Source organism: Syntrophaceae bacterium (assembly GCA_013177795.1).
Lineage (GTDB): Bacteria > Desulfobacterota > Syntrophia > Syntrophales > UBA2192 > UBA2192.
Genome location: JABLXY010000002.1, coordinates 104501 through 124810 on the forward strand (window position 1 = coordinate 104501; position 20310 = coordinate 124810).

General features: G+C 64.9%; 13 protein-coding genes and 1 tRNA gene. 10 read left to right on the plus strand and 4 right to left on the minus strand.

What is annotated here, in order from left to right; genetic code table 11:
• Positions 1 to 271: 271 nt before the first annotated feature.
• Positions 272 to 1231: a tetratricopeptide repeat protein gene (locus HPY67_05345; GenBank protein ID NPV04142.1), complete on the plus strand. Its 960-nt coding sequence runs from the start codon at positions 272 to 274 to the stop codon at positions 1229 to 1231.
• Here HPY67_05345 and HPY67_05350 read toward each other — a convergent pair.
• Positions 1206 to 2279: a type IV pilus twitching motility protein PilT gene (locus tag HPY67_05350; protein NPV04143.1), complete on the minus strand. Its 1074-nt coding sequence runs from the start codon at positions 2277 to 2279 to the stop codon at positions 1206 to 1208. The genes HPY67_05345 and HPY67_05350 overlap by 26 nt on opposite strands.
• A gap of 156 nt (positions 2280 to 2435) precedes the next feature.
• Between HPY67_05350 and HPY67_05355 the strand changes: the two genes are divergently transcribed.
• The 7 genes from HPY67_05355 to HPY67_05385 all read left to right on the plus strand — a co-directional run bounded on the left by HPY67_05355 (position 2436) and on the right by HPY67_05385 (position 13140).
• Positions 2436 to 2511: transfer RNA gene (locus HPY67_05355), tRNA-Ala, on the plus strand.
• Positions 2512 to 2684: 173 nt separating this feature from the next.
• The gene (locus HPY67_05360) at positions 2685 to 3038 is read left to right on the plus strand and encodes a hypothetical protein (protein NPV04144.1); all 354 of its coding nucleotides are present in this window, start codon (positions 2685 to 2687) and stop codon (positions 3036 to 3038) included.
• A 351-nt stretch (positions 3039 to 3389) separates the two neighbouring features.
• Entirely contained in the window at positions 3390 to 3692 is a 303-nt protein-coding gene (locus HPY67_05365; GenBank protein NPV04145.1) for a hypothetical protein, read from the plus strand.
• 166 nt (positions 3693 to 3858) lie between these two features.
• Complete coding sequence (locus HPY67_05370) at positions 3859 to 9069, plus strand: PAS domain S-box protein (GenBank protein ID NPV04146.1); 5211 nt, start codon at positions 3859 to 3861, stop codon at positions 9067 to 9069.
• Between the two features lie 16 nt (positions 9070 to 9085).
• Positions 9086 to 10453: a sigma-54-dependent Fis family transcriptional regulator gene (locus HPY67_05375; protein NPV04147.1), complete on the plus strand. Its 1368-nt coding sequence runs from the start codon at positions 9086 to 9088 to the stop codon at positions 10451 to 10453.
• A 358-nt stretch (positions 10454 to 10811) separates the two neighbouring features.
• On the plus strand, positions 10812 to 12455 hold the full coding sequence (locus HPY67_05380; GenBank protein ID NPV04148.1) for a response regulator: 1644 nt from the start codon (positions 10812 to 10814) through the stop codon (positions 12453 to 12455).
• 4 nt (positions 12456 to 12459) lie between these two features.
• The gene (locus HPY67_05385; protein NPV04149.1) at positions 12460 to 13140 is read left to right on the plus strand and encodes a helix-turn-helix transcriptional regulator; all 681 of its coding nucleotides are present in this window, start codon (positions 12460 to 12462) and stop codon (positions 13138 to 13140) included.
• 171 nt (positions 13141 to 13311) lie between these two features.
• On the opposite strand, the gene HPY67_05390 is transcribed toward HPY67_05385, so the two are convergent.
• The gene (locus HPY67_05390; GenBank protein NPV04150.1) at positions 13312 to 13554 is read right to left on the minus strand and encodes a hypothetical protein; all 243 of its coding nucleotides are present in this window, start codon (positions 13552 to 13554) and stop codon (positions 13312 to 13314) included.
• A gap of 449 nt (positions 13555 to 14003) precedes the next feature.
• Between HPY67_05390 and HPY67_05395 the strand changes: the two genes are divergently transcribed.
• Positions 14004 to 14441 (plus strand): acyl-CoA thioesterase, encoded by a 438-nt coding sequence (locus HPY67_05395; GenBank protein NPV04151.1) that lies wholly within the window; start codon positions 14004 to 14006, stop codon positions 14439 to 14441.
• Positions 14442 to 14444: 3 nt separating this feature from the next.
• On the opposite strand, the gene HPY67_05400 is transcribed toward HPY67_05395, so the two are convergent.
• Entirely contained in the window at positions 14445 to 17426 is a 2982-nt protein-coding gene (locus HPY67_05400; protein NPV04152.1) for a hypothetical protein, read from the minus strand.
• 340 nt (positions 17427 to 17766) lie between these two features.
• Positions 17767 to 18804: a deoxyhypusine synthase gene (locus HPY67_05405; protein NPV04153.1), complete on the minus strand. Its 1038-nt coding sequence runs from the start codon at positions 18802 to 18804 to the stop codon at positions 17767 to 17769.
• 721 nt (positions 18805 to 19525) lie between these two features.
• On the opposite strand from HPY67_05405, the gene HPY67_05410 reads away from it, so the two are divergent.
• Positions 19526 to 20269 carry a transposase gene (locus HPY67_05410; protein ID NPV04154.1) on the plus strand — a complete coding sequence of 248 codons (744 nt, stop codon included), beginning with the start codon at positions 19526 to 19528 and terminating at the stop codon, positions 20267 to 20269.
• Positions 20270 to 20310 lie beyond the last annotated feature (41 nt).

Genomic DNA, 20310 nt, shown 5'->3' on the forward strand with positions numbered 1-20310 from the left:
TGCCCGTTGTCAACGGTAAAATCAGCCGCTGCGCGGGCAGGTTTTTCTGGATTGCATCGCCAATGGATTGGGTATATACGTTCCCCCGGAAAAGGCCGGAAGTCAGGAAGCACGGAAGCGAGGAACTTGTGAGAATTAGCCACGTTGCGGGTTATCGGAACCGAATCCAAGCTTCTCACCTTCTTAACTTCTCAACGTCGTGCCCGCATCGAGCGGATGCGTTTGGGGCATGTATTCTTGGCAGCACCGTGTGTGTGAAGGGAGAGACGAGATGACCGAACAGACCAATACCGAGCAGTACGAGCGCATGGCGCAGCTCTACATGAAGGAGAAGCGATACCCGGAGGCGATCGCCGTCTACCGGCAGCTCATCCGCATGAAGCCCGACATGGACTCCTTCGTCCTGTGCCTGGCCTGGGCCCTCAAGGACAACGGCGAAGTCGAGGAGGCGGTGGCCCAGTTCGAAAAGCTATTCCAGAAGGAGCTGTCCAGAAAGCTCTTCACGGGGTTTGCCTTCGATGAGCTCGTTCGCCTCTTCCGGGAGGCGGGGCAGTACGACCGTCTCGTCGAGGTCTGCGAGCGGGCCGTGGCCGCCCAGAAGAAGGACGTCCACCTGCGCCACACTTTGGGTGATGCCTACCTGCGCGCAGGCCGACATGCCGACGCCCTCGGGATCTTCGAAAAGCTGGCAGCCGAGGAGCCCGACTCGTCGGTCTTTCACGCCTCCGTCGGCGGGGCGCTGATCGCCGCCGGACGCTTCGACGAGGCGGAGGCGGCCTACAGCCGGGCCATCGAAAACGATTTCCCGGGCAAGGAGGGGATGTTTCTCAACAAGATGGGGCACGCCTACATGCTGGCAGGCGCTTACGGCAGGGCCGAGAGCGCGTTTCGCCGGGCCGCGGCGGCCTCCGGCGAAGAGCCGCTCTACCGGTGCGACCTGGGCGATGCCCTCGTGATGCTCGGGCGGCTGGAAGAGGCCTTCGAGGCCTACGGGGAGGCCGTCGGCGTCAACCCCGACTTCGAGGGGACCTACTACTTCCGGCTGGGCAACAGGCTGATGAAAGAGCACCGCGCCCCCGAAGCGGCCGAGGCGTTCCGCCGGGCGGGCGCGACGGACCCTGCCAATGCCTTCTACAAGCTTTCGCTTGCGGAGGCCCTGAGCGCCAGCGGGCGGACGGACGAGGCGAGGAGAATCCTCGAGGCCCTCAGAACTCCGGAGGGGGAGCCTTGAGGAGCTTGGCAAAGCGTTCCTTCTCCACGGCCTTCTCGAAGGCTTCCTCGGGGCTGATCAGGCGCCGCTGCAGCAGGTCGGCGATGGAGTCGTCGAGCGAGATCATCCCCATCCGCCTTCCGGTCTGGATGACCGTCATGAGCTGGTAGGTCTTCTGCTCGCGGATCAGGTTCGCCGCCGCGGGCGTCACCAGGAGGATCTCGAGGGCCGCGATCCGGCCCGGCTTGTCCATGCGCTTGAAGAGGGCCTGCGACATGACCCCCTTGAGCGACTCCGACAGCGAGGTCCGGATCTGGGACTGCTGGTCCGCGGGGAACATGTCGACGATGCGGTCGATCGTACGCGTGGCACCCATGGTGTGCATGGTCGAGAGGACCAGGTGGCCCGTGTTGGCCGCCTCGATGGCGAGCATCGTCGTCTCCAGGTCGCGCATTTCGCCGACGAGGATGATGTCCGGGTCCTCGCGCAGGGCGGCCCTCAGCGCCTTGGCGAAGGACTGCGTGTGCGTCTCCACCTCGCGGTGGTTGATGATGCACTGCTTGGGGTGATGCACGAACTCGATGGGGTCCTCGATCGTGACGATGTGGCACTTGCGGTTCGCGTTGGCGTGCTCGATGATGGCCGCCAGCGTCGTCGACTTGCCGCTGCCCGTGGGGCCCGTCAGGAGCACGAGGCCGCGCGGCAGCATGGCCAGCTGCTTGAGCACCTGCGGCAGGCCCAGCTGGTCGATGGTGAGGACCGTGGAGGGGATTTCGCGGAACACGGCGCCGATGCCGTTTTTCTGCTTGAAGTAGTTGCAGCGGTAGCGGGCGAGCCCTTCGACCTCGTAGCCGAAGTCCAGGTCGCCCGTCTCCTCGATCTCCTTGCGCTGGCTGGGGGTGAGGATCTCGAAGAGCATCTCGCGCAGCTCCTCGTCGTCGAGGGGCTCGTCGGCGATCTTTTCCATGTCGCCGCGGACGCGCAGCGCCGGGGGCGAGCCGGCGAAGAGATGAAGGTCGGAGGCGCCCCGGTCGTGCTGCAGGGCGAACAGGTCGTCGATTCTTGCCATAGGTCAGTCCCCTTCCAGGATGAGCGTGAAAGAAAATCGGAAAAGCGAGAAGCAATTTTGCAAGTTCTGTGCCCCCAAATTCCCCCGAACAAGTCCTTGACAGGGGATTTTCCGCTGGTGTATAAACGGTTCTCCTTCCGACAGTCGGGAAACAGTGGGGATGTAGCTCAATTGGGAGAGCGCCGCGTTCGCAATGCGGAGGTTAGGGGTTCGATCCCCCTCATCTCCACCATTTCTTTTCCCCTGCCGTCGTTGCCCCGAGTCTGCCGAAGCTGATCATCTTCCTTATTCCTCGATCACGGGTCCCGCGTTGTGCGTCCGCGCTCGTCCGTGCCGCAGGTGCGGTGCTTGCTGGCGTTGGGGTCGGCGGCGGTTGCGCCGCCTATCACTTCGCAGGGAGGAGTTATGAAGAAGTGGATGATTTACCTGTCGGCGGTCATTGCCTTTGCGGCGTTCTCGGGCCTGGCCCCTGACCCCGCCTTTGCCCAGAGCAAGAAGGCGAAGAAGGACGAGGAAAAAAAGGAGTGGACCCAGAAGGACCGCGAGGACCGCTACAAACAGCAAAGTCAGAAAATCGACAGGCAGGCGGAGCAGAAGAAGGAGCGTCTCCGTGACAACCCCCCGAAGACCCGGCTCGGAACTACGGACCAGTCGGAACTGAGGAGGCGCGAGGCCGCCATCGACAAGGAGGCTGCCGACCGGAAGAAGAACCTGAAAGACCACCTCGACAACCCGAAGGCGGGTCCCTACAGGAAGTAGCGAGGCCGGGAATCAAATCCGGCGAGAAAAGAGGGCCGCGGCCGACCGCGGCCTTTTTTTCTGCGTGCGCTCCTGCGGGGAACCGCCGCCGGAACGGACCCTCCCATTTTGGAGCAATCTAAAATCTGCTTCATATTCAAGACATTGCCGATTCGAAGGCCGTTTTGGGACGCCCCCCGGCTCCGGGCCGGTTCGGGCCGTCTTGCCCATGATATTGCATAACATCCCGATTTGAATAGCATAACGGCGATCCGGCACTCCTGCTCCGCGTCCGGCATGCCCTGTGCCTCATGGGATGGCAAGGCCGGACGCACATGGTACCGGCAAGAACCACAAGGAGGTCCAGCCGAGATGGAACGACGAGGAACCGATCAGGGCATCCAGGAGATATCGCTCGACCGTGTCGTCCTGTACCCTCACCTGCAGGGGGTCATCGGCGAGAAGTACTGCACGGCCAACCGGATCATCGTGCTGGAGGACACCCCCTCCGAGATCAGGGTCGCCATGCCGCAACGGTCCCTTCCCTGTGTCGACGAGCTCCGCAAGGTCCTGCCGCGCAGCAAGTCGATCCGCCCCTGCCTTGCGGACGAGATCGATATCGAGTGGGTCTTCATGCGGGGGTATGACCTCTACGCGCTGAATCACTCCAACTGAATCCCCGCCGGCCTCCGGGTCCGCCGGCCCCGCGGCGGGGCAGCGCCCGGCGGGCCGGTCGGCCGTCTGCCCGGCCCCTCAATTTTCTTTCCCCGCGCCGTCCGGTTCGAGTTTTGCATTACGAACGTCGTGTTGTCGAATTTTCCCTCCGGAAACGGCGAAAACGATGCAAAAGCCGAAGTATGAGAAACTCTCGAAGAAGGACCTGATCGAGAAGCTGATCGATGCCGAAAAGCGGCTGCAAAAGGCCGTCTCGGCGGACAGGCCGGCCCGGCGCCCCGCCATAAACCGTTCATCGGGCAGTCGCCCCGATGCGGGCCCGCGTCAGGAGCGTGCGAAACCCGCCCCCGCGGTTCCGCCTGCCGGGCAGGACGTCAAATCGGCGTCGGAGAGCGATTGCGCCGTCCTCGGCCGCGACGGCCGGATCCGCAGGCTCTACCGGGTCGTCAAGGACATCCGGGACGATGACGGCAACCCCGTGTTCTCCGAGGGCGCGCTCTACGAGATCAGCCGGAAGCCCGGCACGGCCGCCGGGACGGGGGACGCGCACGATTCGCCGGGTGAGTCGGACCGGACGGAGCTGATCTGCCGGTTCAAGCCCAACGGCACCCTGACCTACGTCAACGAGGCCTACTGCCGGTACTTCGGCCTCGAGAAAGCCGACCTGCAGGGGCGCAACGTCCTGCTCTCCGTCTCCGAGGCCGACCGCGAGAATGTCTACTCCCGCCTGCAGGGGCTCAGGCCGGAGCGCCCCGTCGACACCGTCGAATACCGCGTGGAGAACGCGTTCGGCGACATCCTGTGGAACCAGTGGACGTACCGGGCCCTGTTCGACGACAGCGGCAACGTCCTGGAGTACCAGTCTGTGGGGCGGGACATCACGTTCCGCAAATACACCCAGGAGGTCCTGGAAAAACGGGCCGCCATCCTCGAGGCCGTCACCTATGCCGCCGAGGTCTTTTTGAAGAGCGACTCCTGGCGGGAACGGATCGAACGGGTCCTGGAGCGCTTCGGCGCCGCCATGAACGCCTCCCACGTCTTCCTCTGCGAGAACCGCGTCGGCGGTGGGGGCGAGATCGCCGTTCTGCGCAGCTATGAGTGGCATGCCCCCCGGGCCCGCGGGGCGCGCGGCCGGCGGAAGCTCCTGCGGAACTCGAAACTGGCCGTCCGCTTCTCGGAGTGGGTCTACGCCAAGAGCGAGGGAAGGCCCATCTACGGGTCCATCGGCAGCTTCCCCGAACAGGTCGTGGGGGAACTGGAGCTCGACAGGCAGATGGCCATCGCCGTCGTCCCGATCCTGTCGGGCGAGCGCTGGTGGGGCTTCATCGGGTTTGCCGATTACACGGGGGAAACCGAGTGGAGTGAAGACGAGATCGCACCCCTCGGGGCCGCATCGGAGATCCTCGGAGCCGCCATCGAGCGCGAGGAAAGGGAGCGGGCCCTCCGGGAGACCCATGCCGCCCTCCGCGACCGGGAGCGCTTCCTCGCCGGGGTCTTCGACGCCATCCAGGACGGCATCATGGTGGTGGCGCCCGACATGACGATCCTGCGCGTCAACAAGACGGTCGAAGATCGGTTTCCCCACGTCAGGCCGATTGCGGGCAGGAAGTGCCACGAGGCCTTTTACGGCAGGAGACGGCCCTGCACGGGCTGTCAGACCCTGAAGACCCTCGAAACGCGAAAGGCCGCCTCGGGGGTCCATCCCATCGCGGGTGCCGACGGGGAGAACAAGGGGTGGGTCGAGGTGTTCAGCTACCCCTTGATCAATCACGACACCGGGGCACTCGAGGGCGTGATCGAGTACTCCCGGGACATCACGGAACGCAGGAAGGCGGAAGAGGCCCGTCGGCTTAGCGAGAAACGGCTCAGGCAGTTCATCGACTCGTCCCGGGACATCATCTTCCTCAAGGACGACGCCCTGCGCTACCTCTTCATGAACCGTGCGTGCTGCGAGCTTTGCGGCACCCGGGAAGAGGACGTCAGGGGACGCACGGATTTCGAGATCTTCCCCGAGGAATCGGCACGCATGTTCCGGGAAGGGGATCTGGCCGCCCTGTCCGGCGGAGGCAGCGCGACGGCCCAGGACCTGCACTTCAACGGACGGTTCCTCGAGGTCACGAAATTCCCCGTCGATCTCGGCGAGGGCCGGATGGGCGTGGGCGGGGTCGTGCGTGACGTGACGGAGCGGCGGCAGGCCGAGGAGGCCCTGCGGGCCAGCGAGGAACGCTACCGTGAAATGGCCGATCTGCTGCCCGTGGGCATCTACGAGGCGGATTTCGGCGGCACCTTCACCTACGCCAACGCGAAGGCTATGCAGCTCTTCGGCTACGGGGAGGACGAGGTCCGGCAGGGGATTCATTTCCTCCGGGTCATCGCCCCCGAGGAGCGCGAGGTTGCCGTGATGCGGTCGCAGGGCGTCCGCCAGGGCAAGGACGTCATAAACGCGGAGTACACCTTTCTCCGCAAGGACGGCAGCCGGTTCCCCGGCCTGCTGCTGGCGCGGCCCCTGGTCCGGGACGGCCGCATCGTGGGGTCCACGGGGGTCGTGACGGATATCACGGAACTCAAGCAGGCCCAGCAGACGCTGCGGGAAAACGAGGCCAAGCTGCAAAGCATCCTCCAGGCGGCCCCGATCGGCATCTCCTTCGGTGAAAGACGCACCCCGAAGTGGGTCAACGACCGATACCAGGAGATGACCGGGTACGGAGCGGAAGAGCTGGTGGGGAACTCCGCCCGGATCCTCTATGACAGCGACGAGGAGTTCCTCCGCGTGGGAGAGGAGTTCTACCGGGGCATCGAGCGCGGCGCGATCGGGACGGCGGAGACCCGCTGGACGAGAAAGGACGGCTCGACAATCGACGTGCTGCTGAGCATGGCACCCGTCTTCCCCGGCGACGAGAGCAAGGGGGTCGTCGTCACGGCCCTCGACGTCACGGAGCAGAAACGGGCCGAGGCCGCCCTGCGTGCCAGCGAGGCCCGGTACCGGGAACTTGCCGATCACCTGCCCGTCGGCATCTACGAGGCGGACTTCCATGGGTTGGTGCACTACGCCAACAACGCCTCACTGGAGATGTTCGGGTACTCCGCCGAGGAAGTGGCGGCGGGGGTCAACTTCAGCACCGTCGTTGCTCCCGAGGACCGGGAGCTGATGCTTCGAAACATGAAGCTGATCCGGGAAGGAACACCGCTTGTTTACCAGGAGTACACGATGCTCCGCAGGGACGGCAGCCGCTTCCCGGCGCTGACGCGGTCGAGGCCGCTCGTCCGGGACGGCCGCATCGCCGGCTCGACGGGCATCGTCACGGACATCAGCGAGCTCAAGCAGGCCCAGGAGGCCCTGCGGAAGAACGAGGCCCTGCTTGCGAGCATTCTCCGCACGGCCCCCATCGGCGTGGGCATGGTCAAGGGCCAGGTCCTGGGCTGGGTCAACGAGGGGATGACCGCGCTCACGGGACACGAAGGCCATGAACTCAGGAACCAGAGCATCCGCATCCTCTACCCCGACCGCGAGGAGTACGAACGGGTGGGCAGGGAATTGCATGCGGGAATCAGGGCCGGGATGGGAGGATCGGTCGAGACGCGCTGGAGGCGCAAGGACGGCGCCGTCATCGACGTCCACCTGAGTGCCGCCCCGATCGATCCGAAGAGCCCGGATGCCGGGGCCGTCTTCACGGCCCTGGACATCACGGCGCAGAAGAAGGCCGCCCGAATCCTGCTCTTCGCCAAGCAGGACCTCGAGAAGCAGGTCGCCGAGCAGACCCGGGAGCTCGACGTGGCCAACATGCTGCTGCGGATCGAGCTCGAGGAGCACCGCAAGACCGAGGAGGCCCTCGTCAAGAGCGAGCAGCTCTACCGGGCCATCGTCGAGGACCAGACGGAGATCATCTGCCGCTTCGGGCCCGACGGGACGATCTCCTTCGTCAACGAGGCCTTCTGCCGCTATTTCGGACAGGACCGCGACAGGGTTCTCGGGTCGCGCTACCTGCCGTCGATCCCGCGCGAGGACCGAAAGAAACTCTGGGCGGCCTACGGCGCCCTGGCCCCGGATCGGCCCGTCTTCCAGCTGGAGCTGCGCGTCGGGGCACCCGACGGAACGCTGCGCTGGCTGCAGTGGACCAGCCGGGCCATCTACGATGAGGCCGGGGCCCTTGTCGAGCACCAGGGCGTGGGCCGGGACATCACGGACCGCGTCCGCTCGGAGCAGCAGATCCGGGAGAGCCGCAACACGCTCCGGTCGGTTTTCGACGGCATCTCCGACCCGCTGCTCATGGTCCGTGAGGACATGACGGTCATCATGCTCAACCGGGCGGCCCTGCAGTTCCTCGGCGCCACGCTCTACCGGGAGATGATCGGGGCCCCCTGCGTGGAGCCCTTCCGGCAGCGTTACGGCCAGGAGGAGGTCAACCTCATCCAGGCCGCCATCGCCGGGCAGGAGCCGGCCCGCTGGGAGCTGGCGACGAAGGGGGATGCCGCCCGGTACGAGGAGGTGTTCGTCTATCCGGTTCACGCCGTGGCGGCCGGCGACAGCATGGCCATCATCCGCATCACCGACCGGACGAGGCAGCGCCTGATGGAGAGGGAGCTGATCCAGAGCGAAAAGCTCGCCTCCCTGGGGCTGCTGGTCTCCGGGATCGTCCACGAGATCAACAACCCGAACAACTTCATCAGCTTCAACATGCCGATCCTGCGCGACTACATCCGGGAGATCCTGCCTGTCCTGGACGAGCACGCCGCGAAGAACCCCGCCTACGAGGTCCAGGGCATGCCGTACGCGGATTTCCGCGAGGACGTGCTGAAGCTGCTGGAGAACATCGAGCACGGCTCCACGCGGATCAACGCCACCGTGGCCAAGCTCAAGGAATTCGCGCGCAAGCGGGACGACAAGGGTGCCCGGCCTATCCGGCCCACGGAGGTCGTGGAACGCGCCGTCGCCATCTGCCACACGCAGATCCGAAAAACGGTGCGGACCTTCGAGGTGGACGTGCAGCAGGACATGCCCGGGATGGTCACCGACCCCGACGCCATCGAGCAGCCCCTCATCAACCTGCTGATCAACGCCGCCCAGGCGGCGGACAAGCCGGATTCCCGCATCCGGCTCACCGTGCGGCGGAGGGAGAACGGCGGGGGGCTCGTCATCGAGGTTGAGGACAACGGCTGCGGGATGGACCGCAAGACGGCCTCCCGCATCTTCGACCCCTTCTTCACGACAAAGGCGGAGGGGCTGGGCACGGGCCTGGGGCTCTACATCTCGAAGAACCTCATCGAGTCCGCCGGCGGCTCCATCGCCGTGGACAGCGAGATCGGCCGGGGCACGACCTTCCGCGTCGTGCTGCCCGACCTGACGGATCAACGGGGCGCGGGCAAACCAACCGAGTAAAGAGGAGTCTGGACACATGAGCGAAATGGTTCTTGTCATCGACGACGAAATGGATTGCCTCGACAGCGTCAAGCGGGGCCTCATCAGCTCGGGCATCCGCGACATCCGCGTGGAGAGCGACCCCCGCGTCGCGGCGCAGTCCGTTCAGCAGGGCGACCGCTACGCCGTTGCGCTCATCGACATCACGATGCCCTGGATCAACGGGGTCCAGCTCCTGGAGATCATCAAGAGCGCCAGCCCCGACACGGAGTGCATCATGGTGACGGCCGTCAACGACGCCCGGACCGCCGTCGAGTGCCTCCAGAAGGGCGCCTACGACTACCTGACCAAGCCCGTCTCCCGCGACGAGCTGGTCTCGAAGATCCGGCGGGCGATGGAGCGGCGCCGCCTGCTGGAGGTCCTCTCCGTCGGCAAGACGGGCAGCCTGCCGCAGATCAAGCACAAGGACGCCTTCGCGCCGATCGTGACCCGGTCGGATAAGATGTTGCGCCTGCTCAAGGAGGCGGAGCTGCACGCCGCCAGCGACGTGCCCGTCCTCATCACCGGCGAGAGCGGCACCGGCAAGGAACTGCTCGCCAAGGCGATTCACCGCTCGAGCCCCCGGGCGTCGTTCCCGTTCACCTCGATCAACATGGCCTCCCTGACGGGAAGCCTCTTCGATGCCGAGTTCTTCGGCCACACCAAGGGGGCCTTTACCGGGGCGGAGAAGGACCGCGCGGGCTACCTCGAGTCCACCCACCGGGGGACCCTCTTCATGGACGAGATCGGGGATTTGCCCCTCGATTTCCAGGGGAAGCTCCTGCGGGCCCTCCAGGAGGGGGAGATCATCAAGCTCGGCACCAGCACGGCGCGCAAGGTGGACGTGCGCTTCATCGCGGCCACCAACGCCGATCTCGACAAGCTGCTGGCCAAGGGACAGTTCCGGAAGGACCTCTACTACCGTCTCAAGGGGGCCTGGCTCTCCATGCTGCCCCTGCGGGAACGCCGGGAGGACATCCCGCTGCTCATCAACGTCTTCCTCCGGGAGTTCCGCGGGGAGCTCACCGGTCACGATATCGAGGAAGACGCGCTGGAGATTCTCATGGGGTACGACTACCCCGGAAACGTCCGGGAGCTGCGCTCGATCATCCAGTCCTCGGGCAACCTCGCGCAGCAAAGGCCGATCGCGGCGCGGCACCTCCCGGAATACCTGAGGAAATCCAGGCCGAAGGCGGCGGTTCCGGCTGGCGGCGGCGGGCCGATCGTCCCCCTGGCCGAGGTGGAGCGGGCCCACATCCTCAAGGCCTACGAGGAAACGACCCGCAACAAGCTCAGGACGGCCAGGCTACTGGGGATCGGCCTCAACACGCTGAGAAGGAAGCTCGCCTCCTACGGGGTGGACTGAACCCCTTGAAACTCCATCACGATCCGGGCCGGCCACGAGCGGGGCCTTTTCCCGCACGACGCGTGGGGTGACCCGGGAGCGCTGGCCTTAGACGTGATGTCCTGCCTATCGAGCCGGTGCGATCCGGCGGCTTCCCTGCCGGACCATCCCGGATCGGCACACTTTCTCTTCCTGCCCGAAAAGATTCGGTTTTTCCCCCTTCACCGGTCCATTGCGGCACAGGCCGCCTTCGCCCCGGCCGGGCCCGCCCACTTCCGTAATCATCCAACTCTTCGTAATTGCTGATGAAATTGTTTCGTACGCATTTGGTACGAGCGGTGCTCTGCATGGCGGCAACCCACGCAGCCGAGGTGAGGCCATGTCAGACAGAAACTTTACGGGACGTGACCCGGACCGCACGGCAAGCCGGATCGAGACCGTTCCCGGCGGGGAGAGCGGCGATGGGGCGGCGAATCGGCCCGAAGGGAATCCTGCCGGGACATCCGGGGATTCGCCCCTGCCTGCGCCGCACGACGCATGCCGGGCGTTCATGGAGCAGCTTCCGTTCGGCGTCCTTACGGCGCGGCCCGACTACACCGTGGATTACGTCAACGGAAAATTCGTGGAGATGTTCGGGTACGGGATCGACGAAATCCCCGACATCCGCTCCTGGTTCGATACCTTTGCGCACAAGCCCGTGTCGAACGGCATGCTCGATCAGCTCTTCCGCGGCCGGACCCCGCGGACGGCGGGGATCCACCGGGAGACGGTGATCGCCGTCCGGACCCGGCAGGGCGGCAGACGCCTGTGCCAGGTCCACTTCGTGGGCCTTGCCGACGGACGCCTGCTGACGACTTACGAAAATGTGGCCGATCGGGGCCGCATCGAGTCGGAGCTGCAGTACACGAAAATCGACTCGGTGGGCATTCTCACCGGCGGCCTTGCCCTCATCCTGGACGGGATCGCCGAGGGTCTCCGGGAGCTGCTGGAGACCATCCAGGGGCAGAACACCCCCGTCGTCAGGAAGCTGCAGGCCATCGAGCAGGAGTCGCAATCCGCCAGGGAACTGCTGCAGAAGATCCGGGGATTTGCCGGCGGCCCGGTGAACGGGGGCCGGCCGGTCGACCTCAAGGAGATCATCCGCAAGACCTCCACCGTCTTCGCCAACACCCGGGGCGGGATCACCGTGCGGCGGAAGCTCGACGAGAAGCTCTGGCCCGTCGACGTCGACCGGGTCCAGCTCGAGAAGATGTTCATCCACCTCTACTTTCATCTGCAGCAGGTCTCCCCGGCGTGTTCCGAGTTCCACATCGAGGCCGAAAACGTTTGCCTCTTCGCGCCGGAATCCACGCTCTACCGGGTCAAGCCGGGCAAGTACGCGAAGGTGAGCCTGTCGGCAGGCGCCCTGACGCAGGCGCAGACCGGGCGGCCGAGGGCGCTGCGCCTCTCGGCGCTCATGAACGACGCCGGGCTGCGCGACAACCTGAGCCTGACCTACGCGCAGTGCATCGTGCAGGGTCACGGCGGGGTCGTGACCCTCAGCGGGGACGAGCGGGCCCCGTCGGCGATGCACATCCTGCTGCCGGCCGCAGGGCCGGCGTCCCCCGAATCCGCTGCCCGGCCGGCGGCCGGGTCGTCGGGCGAAACGATACTCCTGGTCGATGACGACGAGGTCCTCACCGGCCTGCTCCGCGAGATCCTGGAGGCCGCGGGCTACCAGGTGCTGACGGCGTCCAGCGGCCGCGAGGCCCTCGAGATCTACGAGGCCTGGGGAGGCGACATCGACCTCGTGCTGCTCGACATGATCATGCCCGGCATGGGCGGCACGGAGACCTTCAGGAAGTTGAAGGAAATGGACCCGGGGGTGTCCGTGCTCATCATCAGCGGCTACAGCCTGCCCGACGAGGTCCGGGAACTCCTCGCGCAGGGCTGCAGGGGGTTCCTGCAGAAGCCCTTCCAGATTCCAGACCTGTTCGATGCGGTGCGGCGGGCGATCCGCCGCGACCGCGGAAAGAGAGGATAGAGCCATGGACGTCATCTACCGGGTGATCGAGCCGCGGTCGATTTACATCGCCGGCACGCGACGGCTGGACAACGAAGCCCTCGCGCAGTTTCTCGAGCGGCGGACAGGCGCCCGCTGCGAGGCGGTCTCCTTTGGGCAGATGGAGGCCCTGGCGCGTGCATCACACCCCCCGGGGAGCCTGCTCTTTCTCGTGGACCCCCTGGAGCCGGGGCTCAGGGCGCCGGGCCCGCAGGACAACGGCCGGGATGGCGGGATGCTGCCTGCAGGGCTTCTCTCCGTTCTCTTCCGGGAAGGCCCAAACGGCAACGGTCAAAACCGGGCCGCCCCGGAGTTTCCATGCGGGTTCTTCTATCGTTTTGACGCCGCGGAGCGGTTCGTCGAAGCCCTGCGGGATCTTCCGGCTTGCCGGCCGGCGGCGCCCGGGGGGCCTCCCGTCGCCTTCACGAGGCCGGGGAGCGCCTGCGACGCCGCGGAGGGGCACCCCCTGAGCCCGCGGGAGTTCCACATCCTCTTCCTGATGGCCGGCGGCCTCCACAACAGCGACATCGCAGCCCACCTGGCCATCAGCGGCCACACGGTCAGAACGCACCTCTACAACATCTTCCGCAAGATCAACGTGCGGAGCCGCGTTCAGGCTTCGCTGTGGATCCACGAGCGCGTGGAGCGGTTCTTCTGCCTGGTCTGACTGCGTGCGCACCGAACCCTGCCGTCTCATTCTTTCCGTTGCGCGGGGGCGCGGCCGCGGTTCCTCGCCGCGCGGGTCGGCCCCGGCGATTCCCCGGCAGACGGCAAACCGCCGGGACGGCGGCCCGAGGGAAGGCCGGTCCCGGCGGTGTCGGGCGGCGGATGGTCCGGATCAGTGGGAGACGGGCATGCTCAGAAGGCGGGCGACGACCGGGGCGACCAGGCAGCCGAAGACCGCCACGGGGGCGAGGTAGACCAGCAGGGTCATGAAGCAGTCGATCACGATGAACGCCGCGCTGTCATCGGGGGAGTCCACTTCCACGATCTGGTCGAAGATGCAGCGGTCGTCTACCGGCGTCTGCCCTTCACAAAATGCCTTCCCGCCGATTGTCCTTTCCGTCAGCGTCACGCTCATGGTCCTGCTCCTTCGCTTGTGTTTGTACAGTGAGGGAGCATCTGCTGTGCCGCCACGGCGCAACTTTGAATAGTGCTTTGAAATCGAATACTTGAGATCTTCTCCCTCTTCGTGCGGACGCTTGGGGCTGCGAATGAAGGGTGCCTGATCGGGGGTTGTCTCGAATATTATCCTTCAAAGTCAAAGAGTTGTATTCATTGTGCCATTTTGGCGATGTGCGATAAGGAGGGAGCTTCAATCGTCCCCCTTTGCAAAAGGAGGTTCGAGGGGGATTTTCGCGTCTGTTGGTTTCAATGTTCGTCAGGTGCTGCAGACCCTGTGAAAACAGATAATCACGCAATCTCATGCGGGTCCCCGCGCTTTGACGGGTGGCGTCCGGAGGGCCGTGATTGAGCCCGGAGGGCGGGTCTGTTAGGATGGGTTCCGCATATCGCAGCGGAGGGAAGAGAATGCAGGATGCACTGGCGCGTTACCCCGTCGTCGTGGAGGTCCCCGTGGCCTGGGGCGAGATGGACGCCTTCGGCCACGTCAACAACATCGTCTACTTCCGGTATTTCGAGACGGCCCGGATCGCCTATTTCGAGAGGCTCGACGTCCCCGAGTTCCTGGCCAGGGACCCCGTGGGCCCGATCCTTGCCGAGACGGCCTGCCGCTTCCGCGCGGCCCTGTCCTACCCGGACACGGTCTCGGTCGGGGCACGGGTGGAGAGCGTCGGCGAGGACCGCTTCGTCATGCGCTACGCCGTCTTGAGCCACAGGCTGGGACGCCTCGCAGCCGAGGGTGAGGGGACCCTGGTCTGCTTCGATTACCGGCAGAATAAAAAGGCCCCTGTGCCGGAGAGGCTCAGGGGCCGGATTGCCGAAATCGAGGCCGTCTGTCCGCGCTAGTGGCTACCGCACCCGCCGGTCCCTCCAGTGCAGGATGTTGGTCCGGCTCGCGATCGAGGGCGGGCTGATGGCCGCCTTCTGGGTGTTCGAGCCGATCCCCGCGCCCCCGCTCACGGTCACGTAGAGGTCCGGCGTGCTGCTGAAGGGGTTCATGGACAGCACGGGCGCCGTGGGGATGCCCACGCCGAGCGTCATGCTGCGGCTGCCGCCGGTCAGGGAGCCGGCGCCGCTCACGTAGTTGATCGCATAGAGCTTCGCCGTGCCCGCCTGGCTGCAGGGGTCGCCCGTGCCGCCTGCGGGGGTGTAGGTGGTGAAGTAGACCTGGCCCCCGAAGATGGAGGGGTCGGACAGGCACTTCTCGCCCGCCCCCGGGAGGTTGATGAACCAGCCGTTCTTGCCCGCGCTGTCCGCGTAGGTGCCGCTCGTGATGTTTTCGAGGTTCGCGAGCTGCAGCGTGCCGGAGAGCGTCTTGTCCTTCACGCCGAAGAGCCGGTCCGTGGCGGTCCCCACGACGATGGGCTCGGCCTTGTCGCCGGTTCCCCAGTAGAGCCAGATGGTTCCGTTGGCGTCGCGGGTCGCGGCCGGGGCGTCGTAGACGGGCCCGATGCCGGGCTCCCGGGCGAAGAGGCGCGAGCCGCGCCAGTCGGCCGTCGAGCAGGACGGCCCGTCGGCATTGAAGCAGAACGTGAAGCGCCAGATGTTGCCGCCCAGGTCGCCGATGTAGGCCGCGTCGATGAAGCCGTCGTTGTCGGAGTCGATCATCGTCGGGGTCCCGGGCATCGCATAGGCCAGGTTTGCATTGTCCGCCAGGGTGTAGCTCCACAGGATGTTGCCGGTCGCCAGCTCGACCACGAAGAACCCCTTCCCCCGGGTGTCGCAGCCGGTCCCCGTGCAGCTCGAGTAGTTGTGGCCGCCGCCGATGAATCCGACCCACTTCTCCTGTCCGCCGACCTTCACGCGGTGCACCATCATCTTGCTCCACGGGTCGCCGAGATAGGGCGCCTGGCTAGCCGAGGGGCTGATGCGCCAGCGGTAGACGGGGGTTGCCGTGTCCGTGATGTCCAGGGCGTGGTATCCGCAGTAGTAGGGATAGGATGCCGAGTAGACGTTGCTGAAGCCGCTGTCGCAGTGGGTCGACGAGCTCCAGAGGGTCTGGGTGGCACCGCGGCCCTGGGCGAAGATGAGCAGGGTCCTCCAGTCCGAGGCGCTCTTGACCGTCCCGTCGCCGCTTCCCAGCCACACGTCGGCCACCGAGATGGGGCCGTCGACGTAGTACTGGTGCGTCAGGCCCGTGGGGTGCGAGACATGGGCGATGTCCTTGAGCTTGCTCAGCAGGTTGGGTGCGATGAAGCTCCAGAGCTCGGCCCCGTCGCTCGTCCGGAAGGCGTGGAGCTGCCCGTCGTTGGCGCCGGCCACGACGATCCGCTTGCCGTTGGCCGTGGAGCGGACGTTGTTGGCGCGGAAGGTCGCGAAGGCATTGGCCGTGTCCCACATGTCACGGAAGTACTGGGCGGGCGTGCCCACCGTGATGGGGTTCGAGCGGAAGGTGTCGCCCAGCTTCCAGTTGTCGGGGTTGTAGGCGCTCTCGCCCCGGATGAAGCCCACGACCTCGTTGCGCCTCGTGTTGTCGGCCACGCCGAGGTCCGCGGTCGTGATGTTCGACACGGTGAAGGCGGCAAGCGAGCCGGCCTTGTAGGTGTAGATGTTGCGCGCCGAGGCCGGCATCGACTGCAGCACGGCGCCGGCGTCCCAGGCCACGGCCCCGATGCTGCCGTCGGCGTTGATATTGTACTTCTTGATGTGGCCCTGCCAGAAAGGCTCGCCGTTGGCGGGCTGGAAGGTCGCCTCGTAAAGGTAGTTCTCGTCCACGAGCCGTGTGGAGGCCACCGAGGCCTGCGTGAAGGAGTAGGTCGCCTCGCGGATGTGGTTGACGGCCTGCCGGAAGGCCGCCTCGAGCTCCGCGGCGTTGTTGGCCAGGAAGGCGTAGCCGGAGAGCGGCGCCGTTCCCGGGTCGTTTGTGGTCGCAAAGCACTGGTCGCTCGTCCCGTTGCATATGCCCGTCGTGGAGGAGCCGCCGCAGGTCGTGACCGCCGAGGGGTCGAAGCCCGACACGTTTCCGGTGTTCGGGACCAGGGGGTTGTCTGTGCCCCCGTAATAGGCCATCCAGTTGAGGGTGTTCTTCAGGTGGTCGGGCATGTTGCTGCCCATGCCGATGACGAAGACCCTGTAGCCTGCGTCGGCCAGGGCCTTGGCTGCCAGCACCGACTCGCGGCGGCGCTTGTACTGGTCGGCCTGCGTCTCGTAGCCTGTACCGCCGCAGCTCATCGTGTCGGCCCCGTCGGAGACGAGAATGACGAACTTCTGCCGGCAGCTCTGGTAGGCATCGGCCGCCTTGTGGGCGTCGAGGTAGGCCTTCACGCCGGAGAGGGCCGAAACGAGCGGGGTGGCCCCGACGACGTTGGAATAGGTCATCCAGTAATTGATGCTGGAATAGTCCCCCGACACCTGGTCCACGGTGCAGGAGGTCGTGTTGCCGCAGTAGATCTGGGAATACTTCGTTGCGATGTCCCGCAGCTTGACGTAGGAGCTCCCCTGGAACTTGCCGAGGCCGAAGCGGATGTTCATGCTCGTCTCGTCGTCGGTGTTGACCGTCCCGTCGCGGTTGTCATCCAGGATGGTGAACAGGGTCTTGCGGGCGATCTCGAAGCGCGAGCAGTAGGTCGTGTAGCCCGGCACGCTCTGGTCGTCGTAGAAGGGACCCGAGCAGGTGGGGTTGCTGTACTGCTTCGTCGGGTAATTCCACGCGTCGTGGTCCCCGGGCGGGTTCCACTTCATGCTGCCGGAGAGGTCGAGGACGATCATGGCGTCGGGGGCGACGGCCGTGAAGAGCCCCTCCTCGCTCAGCGGGTCGTCCGCCCAGGCCGGCCCCGAGGCAATGACCATCGCGAGCAGCGCAATCGCATGGAGCCAGCTTGCCGGTCTCATTTTCCCTCTTTCTTTCGTCGTCCCGTTCATGACGAGCCTCCTTGGGGTTGAATCTGGCACCCTGCGGGAGCACCGGTTGTGCCACGGGGGGATCGGGAGGCGCGTCTCGAAATTCTTTAACAAATGCGGGATGTTGTAAATTTGCAGGCCGGCAGCGGGCAGCGGGGTGGCCCCCTCGGAACCGGGCCGAAACGGCCTACCGGCCCTGAAAATGCAGCAATGAGGGGCTTCCCGGGGGGTGTCCCAAATCGGCACGGCCCTGTTTGGACCGCCGAAACGGAAAGGCCGGCGCTGAGGCGCCGGCCCTTCGGGGTATACAGCCTGTGAGGGGGCTGGGTGGTCAATCCTTGTACATCTTCGCGAATCTCCACTTCTTGCGCTTCTTCCAGCTTCCCCTGTGGAAGGCGTAGCTGGCCAGGAGCGGCAGGGCCAACGTTGCCTCGGCGAAGACCATCTGCTCCGAGACGGTGTCCACCTTGCCCCAGGAGGCGGCCTCCTTGAGGGTCGAGCTCGAGCAGGCCCCGTCGCGCACGTCGGCCACGGTGATCTGGACGGCGTACTGGTGCATGGGGACGTCCTTCCCGAGGATCTCCGCGCAGATCACCGTGTCCTGGATGAAGTTCTTCGGCACGCCGCCGCCGATCATGAGAAGGCCCGAGGTGGGCGCGGCGATCTTGATCTCCGTCAGCTCCCGGAAGTCCTTCACCGAGTCGATGGAGATGTGGCTTTCCGGCCGCCGGTGCTGGTGGAGCACCAGGCCGAAGCCCGCGCTGGAGTCCGAGAAGGCGGGGCAGAAGATCGGGACGTCGTTCTCGTAGGCCGTCTGGACGAGGGACCCCTTCTTCTTGGCCTTCCTCGTCAGGTACCTGCCCATCTCCCGGATGAACTCGCGCGACGAGTAGGGCCGGGGCGCGAGGGCGTCGGCGATCTCCGTGATGGTGCGGTCGCACTGCTGCAGCTGCTCCTCGTCGATGTAGGTGTCGTAGATGCGGTCGATGTAGAGCCTGCGGAGCTCGCGGTCGTCGACGTGGGGCGTGCCCTGGTAGTGGCGGAAGCCCAGGGCCTCGAAGAAGTCCATGTCCACGATGGAAGCCCCCGTGGCCACGACGGCGTCCACCATGTTGTACTTCACCAGGTCGGCGTAGATCTGCATGCAGCCCGCGGCGCTCGTGCTGCCGGCGATGGTGAGGAAGATGACACAGTTGCGGTCGGCGAGCATCCGGTCGTAGATCTCGGCCGCCGAGGCGAGGTCGCGGGCCGAGAAGGACATCTTCTTCATGGCCTTCACGATGTCGACGGCATCGATCTTCGTCATGTCGATGTGCTCGACCTTGGTTTTCAGGTAGTCCTGCTTCGTCTTGACGGGTTTCTTTGCCATGAAATACTCTTTTCCCCTTCGGTGATGATGGCCATTCCTTACCCCAAGGCCCCGGAAAAGTCAAAGGCCGAAAGCCGTTGCCCGCCGCGTGCCGGCGCACAAATCCCTTGCATCGCCTTGCCCCGTCTGCTACTTGTCAAATGTCAGGACATCGGTTACCCAAAAGTGTCATGACATAGGTTACTCTTAAGGGTCCTTTTGGTGTCAGGACATCGGTTACCCTGACGGAACATATCCTGTACGATACTCTCTTTGAAGAACCCCGAAAGGAGAGTATCCATGGAAGAAGAGATCCGCAGGCAAGCCATTTACCGGCATATCGCAGATGGCGAATCTCCCAAGAGCATTTACACGAGCCTGAAGCGATCGAAAAAATGGTTCTTCAAATGGCTCAAACGCTACCAAACGGGAGATGCCGACTGGTTCAAGGATCAGGGCCGTGCACCCCGGCGGCGTCCGACCCAGACGAGCCAAAAGCAGCAGGATCTCATCATTGCCACCCGACAGCGTCTGGAGACTGAGCCTTATGCCCAGACGGGTGTAACCGCCATCAAGTGGGCCCTGAAGAAGCTCAAGGCCCCGTTCCCTTCGGACCGGCACATCACCCGGATCCTGAAGCGGGCAGGGCTCGTTAAAAAAAACTGCGTACGTCGCCAAAGGGGTCACCTACCCCTACTTTGCGGAGGCCCTGGAGGTCAACAACATCCACCAGATCGACCTGGTGGGGCCCCGGTATATCAAAGGCGACGGCCGGTTCTACTCGCTCAACGTGATGGATCGCTTCAGCCATGCGGTCTATCTCGAGTCGCAGCGAACCAAGGCCGATGACCCGGTGGCCGCCAGTCTCTTGCGGAGTTGGAAGGCCATGGGCATCCCGGACTTTGCCCAGTTCGACAACGAGCTGAGCTTCCGGGGCAGCAACCGTTATCCCCGATCCTTCGGGATCGTGATCCGGCTGTGTCTCTATTACGGGGTCACGCCGGTCTTTATCCCCATCAGCGAGCCTTGGCGAAACGGGGATGTGGAGCGGTTCAACGAGACCTACGACAAGATGTTCTTTCGCAGGCAGTGGTTCCCGAGCTACGAGGCCCTCAAGCGGCAAAGCAAAAACTTCCAGCGGTTCCATAACCGCCATCATCGGTACAGCTGCCTGGGCGGCAAAACCCCGATGGAGGTTCTGGCCGCCTCCGGCTACCAGCCCATGAGGGTGCCTCCCAATGCTCGGGTGCCCCGACTCGAAGAGATCCCCGAGGGGACCATCATCCTGATCCGGTTCATCCGCAGCGACCGGAAGCTGGATATCTTCGGGGAGCGGTTCGTCGTTGCCAAAGAGCTGGTCTACTCGTATGTCAAAGCCGTGATCGTCACTGCGGATCACGTTTTGAAAGTCTATCTCGGGAAGAGTTGGTGGAGGCCTTCGAGTATCGAATGCCTACCGAAACTTGGGAATAACGTCCTTGGGTAACCTATGTCATGACACTTTTTACCCTTAGACCCGGGTTACCT

Coding starts and splice junctions, on each gene's coding strand:
- HPY67_05345 (NPV04142.1), top strand. CDS start 272: ATGACCGAACAGACCAATACCGAGCAGTACGAGCGCATGGCGCAGCTC.
- HPY67_05350 (NPV04143.1), bottom strand. CDS start 2,279: ATGGCAAGAATCGACGACCTGTTCGCCCTGCAGCACGACCGGGGCGCC.
- HPY67_05360 (NPV04144.1), top strand. CDS start 2,685: ATGAAGAAGTGGATGATTTACCTGTCGGCGGTCATTGCCTTTGCGGCG.
- HPY67_05365 (NPV04145.1), top strand. CDS start 3,390: ATGGAACGACGAGGAACCGATCAGGGCATCCAGGAGATATCGCTCGAC.
- HPY67_05370 (NPV04146.1), top strand. CDS start 3,859: ATGCAAAAGCCGAAGTATGAGAAACTCTCGAAGAAGGACCTGATCGAG.
- HPY67_05375 (NPV04147.1), top strand. CDS start 9,086: ATGAGCGAAATGGTTCTTGTCATCGACGACGAAATGGATTGCCTCGAC.
- HPY67_05380 (NPV04148.1), top strand. CDS start 10,812: ATGTCAGACAGAAACTTTACGGGACGTGACCCGGACCGCACGGCAAGC.
- HPY67_05385 (NPV04149.1), top strand. CDS start 12,460: ATGGACGTCATCTACCGGGTGATCGAGCCGCGGTCGATTTACATCGCC.
- HPY67_05390 (NPV04150.1), bottom strand. CDS start 13,554: ATGAGCGTGACGCTGACGGAAAGGACAATCGGCGGGAAGGCATTTTGT.
- HPY67_05395 (NPV04151.1), top strand. CDS start 14,004: ATGCAGGATGCACTGGCGCGTTACCCCGTCGTCGTGGAGGTCCCCGTG.
- HPY67_05400 (NPV04152.1), bottom strand. CDS start 17,426: ATGAGACCGGCAAGCTGGCTCCATGCGATTGCGCTGCTCGCGATGGTC.
- HPY67_05405 (NPV04153.1), bottom strand. CDS start 18,804: ATGGCAAAGAAACCCGTCAAGACGAAGCAGGACTACCTGAAAACCAAG.